This window comes from Vicinamibacteria bacterium, assembly GCA_035570235.1.
Taxonomy (GTDB): domain Bacteria; phylum Acidobacteriota; class Vicinamibacteria; order Fen-336; family Fen-336; genus DATMML01.
In genome coordinates this window covers 1-7,267 of record DATMML010000131.1, presented here as the reverse complement: position 1 = coordinate 7,267, position 7,267 = coordinate 1, and the positions used below count along the sequence as shown (strand labels likewise).

Annotated in this window: 8 protein-coding genes; 3 read left to right on the top strand and 5 right to left on the bottom strand. The window is 66.0% G+C overall.

Annotated elements, in window-relative coordinates:
* The coding region (locus tag VN461_22955; protein HXB57639.1) for a hypothetical protein at positions 1–442 on the top strand (442 nt) is incomplete at its 5' end.
* Between the two features lie 166 nt (positions 443–608).
* On the opposite strand, the gene VN461_22950 is transcribed toward VN461_22955, so the two are convergent.
* The 3 genes from VN461_22950 to VN461_22940 form a co-directional block, all read right to left on the bottom strand.
* The gene (locus VN461_22950; protein HXB57638.1) at positions 609–1,853 is read right to left on the bottom strand and encodes an amidohydrolase family protein; all 1,245 of its coding nucleotides are present in this window, start codon (positions 1,851–1,853) and stop codon (positions 609–611) included.
* Between the two features lie 96 nt (positions 1,854–1,949).
* On the bottom strand, positions 1,950–2,261 hold the full coding sequence (locus tag VN461_22945; GenBank protein HXB57637.1) for a type II toxin-antitoxin system PemK/MazF family toxin: 312 nt from the start codon (positions 2,259–2,261) through the stop codon (positions 1,950–1,952).
* Positions 2,261–2,491, bottom strand: a complete 231-nt coding sequence (locus VN461_22940; GenBank protein HXB57636.1) for a CopG family transcriptional regulator — start codon at positions 2,489–2,491, stop codon at positions 2,261–2,263. The genes VN461_22945 and VN461_22940 overlap by 1 nt, the downstream gene beginning before the upstream one ends.
* Positions 2,492–2,698: 207 nt before the next feature.
* Between VN461_22940 and VN461_22935 the strand changes: the two genes are divergently transcribed.
* Positions 2,699–3,100 (top strand): hypothetical protein, encoded by a 402-nt coding sequence (locus tag VN461_22935; protein HXB57635.1) that lies wholly within the window; start codon positions 2,699–2,701, stop codon positions 3,098–3,100.
* 160 nt (positions 3,101–3,260) lie between these two features.
* Here VN461_22935 and VN461_22930 read toward each other — a convergent pair whose 3' ends face one another.
* Both VN461_22930 and VN461_22925 read right to left on the bottom strand, forming a co-directional pair.
* Positions 3,261–4,781, bottom strand: a complete 1,521-nt coding sequence (locus tag VN461_22930) for a hypothetical protein (protein HXB57634.1) — start codon at positions 4,779–4,781, stop codon at positions 3,261–3,263.
* Between the two features lie 172 nt (positions 4,782–4,953).
* Positions 4,954–5,871, bottom strand: coding sequence for a LysR family transcriptional regulator (locus VN461_22925; GenBank protein HXB57633.1), 918 nt, complete (start codon positions 5,869–5,871; stop codon positions 4,954–4,956).
* A gap of 119 nt (positions 5,872–5,990) precedes the next feature.
* On the opposite strand from VN461_22925, the gene VN461_22920 reads away from it, so the two are divergent.
* Positions 5,991–7,028 carry a hypothetical protein gene (locus VN461_22920; protein HXB57632.1) on the top strand — a complete coding sequence of 346 codons (1,038 nt, stop codon included), beginning with the start codon at positions 5,991–5,993 and terminating at the stop codon, positions 7,026–7,028.
* Positions 7,029–7,267 lie beyond the last annotated feature (239 nt).

Below are 7,267 nucleotides of genomic sequence, written 5' to 3'. Positions count from 1 at the left end.
GTACGCGGCCGGCCTGACCGTCGCCACCTCCGGCCCCGGCCAGATCCACTCCATGAAGGCCTTCCACCCCCACGAAATCGTCCACCTCGTGGCCGAGCGCCTCGGAAACCCCGGCACCTTCTTCCACGAGGGCCTCGCGGTTGCCGTCGGGGACGAGGCCCGGTGGGGCGGAAAGAGCGTCAACTCCATCGCCAAGGACGTGGTCAAGACCGGCCAGGTCATGAGCGTGTCCGCCCTCGTCGCCCAGTTTGACCGCATGGACCCCCAGACAGCCTACCCGGTGGCCGGCTCCTTCGTGGCCTTCCTCATCAAGACCCAGGGCATCGCCAAAACCGCCCAGTTCTTCCGGGCCTGCTCCGGCGCGAACACCGCCACCGCCTTCCAGCACACTTTCGGCCTCAGCATGGACGAAGCCGGCGCGGGTTGGGTCGCTACCCTCTAGTCGATACCGGGCAACCGGTTGCCAACGAGCAGAGGCGGACCAAGCTATTGGACCTGCCTGACGTCCGTTCGTCGTCCGCTCATCCCCGCTCGCCCAAGCGGGGCTGGATAGAGGGGCCCGACGCATTCCGGCCAGCGCAGGCGAAGGGGAACGGACGTTAGGGGGACTATGGCGCGTTCCGGTAGACCCGCCCCCCCTTCATTACAAAGACCACGCGCCTCAGGGCGGTGATATCGAGGAGAGGGTCGCCTTCCACCGCCACCAGGTCCGCCTCCATCCCGGGGGCCAGCCGCCCGATCCGGTCGCCGAGGCCAATAGACTCCGCGGCGCTCGAGGTGGCGGAAACGATGGCGTCGGCGGGTGTCTGTCCGGCCTCGCGCACCCGGCAGACGAGCTCCTCGGCATTGCGCCCATGCGCCCCTGCCACGGCGTCGGTCCCGAAGATCACCCTCAAACCCTTGGTCGCGATCGCCCGCCGGAAGGTCGCCACCGCCAGCGGGACGGCCCTCTCCATGGCCGCGAACCCCTCCTCGGTGTAGTTCTCGATACCCAGGTACTTCGCCTTGTTCTCCAGATAGTTTTGGAAGATCAGGCCACACTGGGGGTCGAAGTAGACGCCGCGTTCGGCCATCAGCTTCAGCGCCTCGTCGTCGGCGAGGGCGCCGTGCTCAACCTGCGTGCAGCCAGCGAGCGCGGCCCTTCGGATCGCCTCGGCGCTGTGGGCGTGCACGAGGGTGCGAAGGCCGAGCGCCTTAGCCTCGCCGCACGCCGCGTCCAGCTGCTCCTGGGTCATCGTCGGGCCCCCGCCCTCCCGTATGCTTTTCGAAGCAAAGATCTTCACAAGGTCGGCGCCCTGGGCTTTCCGGTCGCGCACCGCCCGCCGAAGATCGTCCGGGAACCCCGTCTTGGCATCGAGCGGCTCCAGCGACGTGAGCACCCGCGGCCCGGGAAGGCCCCTCCGGTTTATGGCGTCCCTCAGGTCCGCGTCCTCGGGTGAGCCCACGCTCTGGACAGTCGTGAAGCCCGCGGTCAGCGTGACGTAAGCGTTGGCCGCCGCGGCGAGCGCCGCCTGAGCGCCGCTCTCGCCATCGTTCTCGGTATGGAGCCGGTCCTTGGCATTGAAGTACCACCCGATGTGGTTGTGGACGTCGATCAGGCCGGGGAGGACCGTGAAACGAGAAAGATCGTAGACACGCCCAGACTTCCCCGGGGCCCCACGGTTCGGCTCCAGGGCGGCTATGCGGCCGCCCTCGACGACGATCTTCAAGTTGCGAAGGACGCCGCCGCGCCCATCCAGGACGCGGTCAGCTTGGATCGTGGTCCGTTCCTGACCGGCGGCCGGCCCTATTGCCCCGGCGACGAACCCGATGGCCGACATCCAGCTCCAGATCCGGCGGCATCGCAGCTTCATCTGCCTCTCCTCGCGGCTGAGCGTCTCACAAAACTCTCGCCCATGGCTGGAGCCCCGCGACACCGACTCCGTGAGTAGGGCATCTTTGCCTCCGAATTAGAAACCAAGGGCGAAGAGGAGGGCCGACCTGACCTCAGCCATCCTCTGGGGCCCCAGAGTCGTGATGAGACCCCCGATGCGGCCCTTCGAGATCGTTTGCACGTGGTCCAGATTGACCGCGCACTCCTTCGGCATTCCATCGGCTCTGGTGAGAACGACCTCTGAGGGGATATCGCGAACCGTCGAAGTGACGGGTGCGATCGTCGCCTCAGCCAGGAATTGGAGAGCCGAGTCACGTGTGAGGACGAGCACGGGCCGTGTCTTGTCGGGCTTTGAGAACCGATACCAGCGAACCTCTCCTCGCTGCATCAGTCCGTCCAGACCTGCTCGCTTTCCCACGAGTCAAACTCGCCGCGCCGGACCGGCCTCTTGGCGTAGCCCCGCCGCTGCTTTTCCTCGTTGGCCTTTAGGTGAACCTGCTTCAGCGCCTCACGCAAAGCCTGGCGCGTGAAGGCTGACCGTGTCGTGCCGAGGCGACGAGCGGCCTTGTCGACGGCTGCGACCAACTCAGTGTTAAGAGTCATCTGGACAGTTCTCATGGCCCTCCTGGACTGTATAGATCAATAGCTATACTAATCCACATTCTAAGACAGGGATTCTGGGCCCGCAACTCCTCTCACGAACCTGCCACAGCGAGCCTGATGCCTAGTCGCAATTCTCGTCGTCCTAGGTAGAAATCATCCGGCCGTCTCTACTATCTTGGCACGGCCGGGCGTACCATCTTGGTCGTAATTACAGGAGGGCTTATGAGCAAGCGGTTCTGGATCTCCGTGGTCGTTGTGTTCGTAATGTCAATGGCCCTCGGGTTCACCATCCACGGCCTGCTGCTCGCCCAGGACTATGGGCAGCTCGTGAGCCTCTTCCGTTCCCCGGCCGACCAGCAGCGGCACTTTCCCTTCATGTTCGTGGCCCATGCCCTAACGTCGCTCGGCCTTGTCTGGATCTACTCTCGTGGCAAGGAGGACAAGCCCCCTCTGGCTCAGGGTATCCGCTTCGGGATCGCGATGGCCATGGTCATGGTGGTCCCGAAGTTCTTGATCTATTGGGTCGTCCAGCCGATGCCGCACATCCTCGCGCTCAAGCAAATCAGCTTCGAGACGATCGGCATTGTCCTGATCGGGATTGTCGTCGCACACCTAAACAAGTAGCGCGCGAGAGCCAGTCACCACACCCTCAGCTCTTTGCCTGAGCGACACAAACCGAGATCGCGCGTCAGTGCTCTTATCGGAGCGTCTCTTGGGTGTAGCGTCCCCGGTAGCTATGGACTCGTCCCTACCAGAGCCAGAGGCCAAGTCACCGGCAGATCCCTCAGTTTGGACCGCATCCAGGGCCAGCGGTTCCTAAGGGGCAGCAGACGAGCGAATTGCCGCCTTTGGCGCATACCAGGATGCCTTCGTAGATGCCATGGTAGGTGCATTGGCCACCGCGCCCTTCCCCGCTCTCGGGAACCGGAAGCGGCGTGCACCCACCGCAACCGTTGTCCTGAGCCGATTGGGAGGTGTCGCACGTGAGCGCCTCCTTGCCGACACAACGCCAGCGTCCGCATCGATTGGCTTCCTGGCAAGCGCTGCCGGGGGGAGGGGAGAGCGCTTTGCAACCGCCGCACGCGTTAAGGGCGCCGCCGCCACAGGGGCTGACATCATGAAAGACCTCAGGATTGGAGCTGTCCGCGCCAAGAGCGGTGGCTCTTGTCACCGGCGTCAGGCCGGTGCCGTCCGCCCTGATGGTCCAGATGTTGGACGTCTCGTTTTGGTTTGGAGTGTCGCTCCCATCGAGTGCCTGCCCGGAGTAGAAGACGAGCCAGGTCCCGTTCGCTGACCATCTAGGTTCCCAGTTCTGCGCGCCTGTGGTCTTGGTCAGAGGGGTCAGTCCCGTCCCATCCGCCTTGCTCATCCAGATGTTGAACCTAGCGTTCTTGCTCAAAGCGTCGGTCCCATCGAGTGCGCGACGCGATTCGAAGGCGATCCGGGTCCCGTCCGGCGACCAGCTAGGCTCCCAGCTGTCTGCTCCAACAGCGGTGGCTTTGGTCAGCGGGGTCAGGCCGGTTCCATCCGCCTTGATAAGCCAGATGTTCCAGGTACTACCTACGGCGTCGGTCCCGTCAAGGGGACGAATGGACTGGAAAGTGATTCGGGCTCCGTCCGGCGACCAGCTAGGCTCCCCATTCTCCGCTATTTTGGCTGTGGTCAGCGGCGTCAGGCCGGTTCCATCGGCGTTGATGAGCCAGATGTTGTACGCACTACCCAAAGAGTCGGTTCCATCGAGTGCCCGCCCAGATACGAAGGCGATCCGGCTCCCGTCCGTCGACCATCTAGGGATCCCGCGGTCGTAGCCGAGGTTGGTCTTCTTAGTAAGTGTGGTCAGGGCGGTCAGGCCAGTGCCGTCCGCCTTGATGAGCCAGATGTTCCACGCATCGATTGTGCGGAGGGACTGGAAGACGATCCGAGTCCCGTCCGGTGACCATCGAGGGTCCCGGTTGCCCCCGTCTGTCGCCTTGGTCAGTGGACTCGGGCCGGCAACGTCGGGGGAAACGGACCAGATGTTGCTGGCAAAGTTTGCATTCGGAGCATCGGTCCCATCGAGCGCACGCACGGAGTCGAAGACGATTCGGGTCCCGTCCGGCGACCATCGAGGGTTGTGGCTGCCCGCGTTCGTGCCTTTGGTCAGAGGGGTCAGCCCGGTGCCGTCCGCCTTGATGACCCAGATGTTGGACGCACCACCAGAAGCGTCGCTCCCATCGAGTGCGCGCGAGGACTCAAAGACGATCCGGTCCTGAGTGCACGCCCCCGCGGCCAGAAGGCCCGCGCAGGCCAGAGCTATGGCTCGCATGCCCCTCCGTTGTTAGTGGGGCGATGTTACTCGGTATCTGGCGTCCCCGCGCTCTTCACCACCTCCTTATGGGCAGCCCTAAGACGCATCCCCGCGCAGAGCGGCGGTCGCGGCCGCCTGGCGCGGGTGTCTCCCGGTGAGCGTCACCTCGGGCCAGACCGGTTCTTCCCCGCTACGGACGCAGTCGCGCGCGAAGAAAGTCGGTGAAAGCGCTCGCGGCCGGGCTCTGGTAGCGAATGGTGTTGCGCGCCAGGGCAACAACGCGCGTCAGCTCCGGAGCGGTGAGACGGAGGCCACGCAGAGGGGGTCCGGGGAGGGTCAGCGCCACCTGCGGAAGGACGGCCACGCCGAGCCCGGCGGACACGAACGCGCGGATCGTGCCGAGGTTGGCGGCGGAGACGGGGGATCGTATTTCCAGGTGGGCCTGTCGCGCCGCCCGCGCCGCCAGTTCACGTATCGTGGACCCAACCCCGAAGGACACGAACTCCTCCTGCGCCAGGTCCCTCCAGCGCACCTCACTCCGGCCCGCCAGGCGATGGCGAGGTCCGACCGCCAGCACCAAAGGCTCCTCGTAGAGCCGCTCGATCTCGACCGGCACGCGTTCGAAGTCGATCTTCAGGGCCGGGGGGCCGCCGCCTTTCCCAAGGTGGACCAGCGCGAGGTCGAGCCGGCCGCGGGCCAAGAGCTCGAGCAGGGGCCGGGTGTGCGCTTCGCGGAAGGCGACGCGGAAGCCAGGATGGAGCCGGCGAAACTCGGCCAGCAGCGCCGCCCCCCGGGCTTGCATGAGAGACTGCAGTGCGGAGCCAAAGCGCACCCGGCCCAGACGGGCGCCGGCGAAGGCAGCCATCTCCTCCACCGCGCCCTCACTCTCGAGCAGGATGCGGCGGGCCCGGACCGCGAACGAAATCCCCGCGTCCGTGAGCCCCTTCGTGCGCGCCCCGCGTTCGATCAGGGTCACCCCGAGCTCGCCTTCAAGCGCCCGGATCTGCTGAGACAGAGCGGGCTGGGCCACGCCCAGCCGCTCCGCGGCGGCCGTGAAGCTCCTCTCCTTGGCGATGGCCAGAAAGTAGCGCAGGTGGCGCAGCTCCATTCAATAAGTATGACTTATTGATTCAATAATATCAATGTCCTGGACTTATTGAATAAGAGGCGCCACACTGCCGCTCGGGGGCTAAGGCCTGAGGGAGGGAGCCCATGTCGAAACGAGCCATGACCAGACGGACCGTGCTTCGGGGCGGAGCTGCGTTCGCGGGAGCGCTCGTGCTGGGCAACCGCCTCCAAGGAGACGCCCCCCCGCCGGAAGAGCGCCCGACGCTGGTCGTCCTCTGGCTCAACGGGGGCCCGGCCGGTCTCTTCAACAGCGCGGACTCCTTCCTTTCCAGCGGCGCCTTCGGCGTGACCACCAACAGGGTTCGCGCTCTGGGCAACGGCCTTTTCGTCGACGCGGGGTCGCTAGGGGCGCTGCCCCCGGCGGCCCGGGCGCATATGGCCTCGATCAACTTCCAGCATGGCGTGGTCAGACCGCACGAGAAGGCGCGCGCCGCCGTCTTGGAGACAGGGCCGCGCAGCCAGCTCCTCCGTCTCGCGGCCCTGATGCCGGAGGGGCCTTTTCGCTGTGCGGTCGTCAACGACCTGGGGCTGCCCGCGGGGGTGGCCGCCGATCCACCCGCGGAGGGCGGCGCTACAATCGAGCGGGTCCTTGCCTTCGGTGATCTGCCACGCCGTCTCGGGGCCCGGGAGTTTGATGCCCTGTGCGATGTCTACGGGATGCCCCGGGAGACCACGGCCATCGAGGACCAGCGAGCGACCTTCGTGGCCGTGGAATCGCTGGTCCGTGCCGACGCCAGCGTCATCTTCGCGCAACCCGCTTACACGGGCCGGACGGATCGCCAATTCGACACCCATGAGGACGACGCGGGCGTTGCCGCCCGGGAAGTCATGAAGCCCATCACGCCGTCTCTCGCTATCTTGCTCGACCGCGTCCTCGCCCTGCCCGGACGGAACGTGGTGACTGTGCTGGTCGGCGAGTTCAGCCGAACGGTCCCCGCGTCCGATCATGAGCCGGGGGGCACGGCCACCGTGGTTGGGAAGTACGTCAGGACGGGCACCGCGGGGCCGCAGCGCGGGGACGGCTCCCCGCCGGCGGATGCCCCGCCCCCCGAGGGGCTTTGGGCCTACGTATCGGCGGCGTTGCGCCTCCCCCGCACGCCTTTCGGGCGCAATCCGAACCCCGAGCTGACCGCTTAGACGGTGGTGGTCAGCGCCCCAAGCATCCTTCGCCTCGCGGCCAAGCCGGGCCCTACGAGCCAGAATCGACCGGCGGCGGACGCGGCGGGTTCTTTGACTCGGAGTCGGCGTCCTGAATGTGCCGTTCACGCTTCCCGCGGCGTCCGCCAAACGTCGGCGGGGGTCTCGACGCTCCACGTGCCTTACTTCCGGCCCTCCTGGCCGTAGCGCCCGTCATGTGGGCGAGTCAGGATGCCACG

What these genes read in the sequence shown, in the direction of transcription:
- VN461_22935 (HXB57635.1), top strand. Translation starts at nt 2,699, where the DNA reads ATGAGCAAGCGGTTCTGGATCTCCGTGGTCGTTGTGTTCGTAATGTCA.
- VN461_22930 (HXB57634.1), bottom strand. Translation starts at nt 4,781, where the DNA reads ATGCGAGCCATAGCTCTGGCCTGCGCGGGCCTTCTGGCCGCGGGGGCG.
- VN461_22920 (HXB57632.1), top strand. Translation starts at nt 5,991, where the DNA reads ATGACCAGACGGACCGTGCTTCGGGGCGGAGCTGCGTTCGCGGGAGCG.
- VN461_22945 (HXB57637.1), bottom strand. Translation starts at nt 2,261, where the DNA reads ATGCAGCGAGGAGAGGTTCGCTGGTATCGGTTCTCAAAGCCCGACAAG.
- VN461_22925 (HXB57633.1), bottom strand. Translation starts at nt 5,871, where the DNA reads ATGGAGCTGCGCCACCTGCGCTACTTTCTGGCCATCGCCAAGGAGAGG.
- VN461_22940 (HXB57636.1), bottom strand. Translation starts at nt 2,491, where the DNA reads ATGAGAACTGTCCAGATGACTCTTAACACTGAGTTGGTCGCAGCCGTC.
- VN461_22950 (HXB57638.1), bottom strand. Translation starts at nt 1,853, where the DNA reads ATGAAGCTGCGATGCCGCCGGATCTGGAGCTGGATGTCGGCCATCGGG.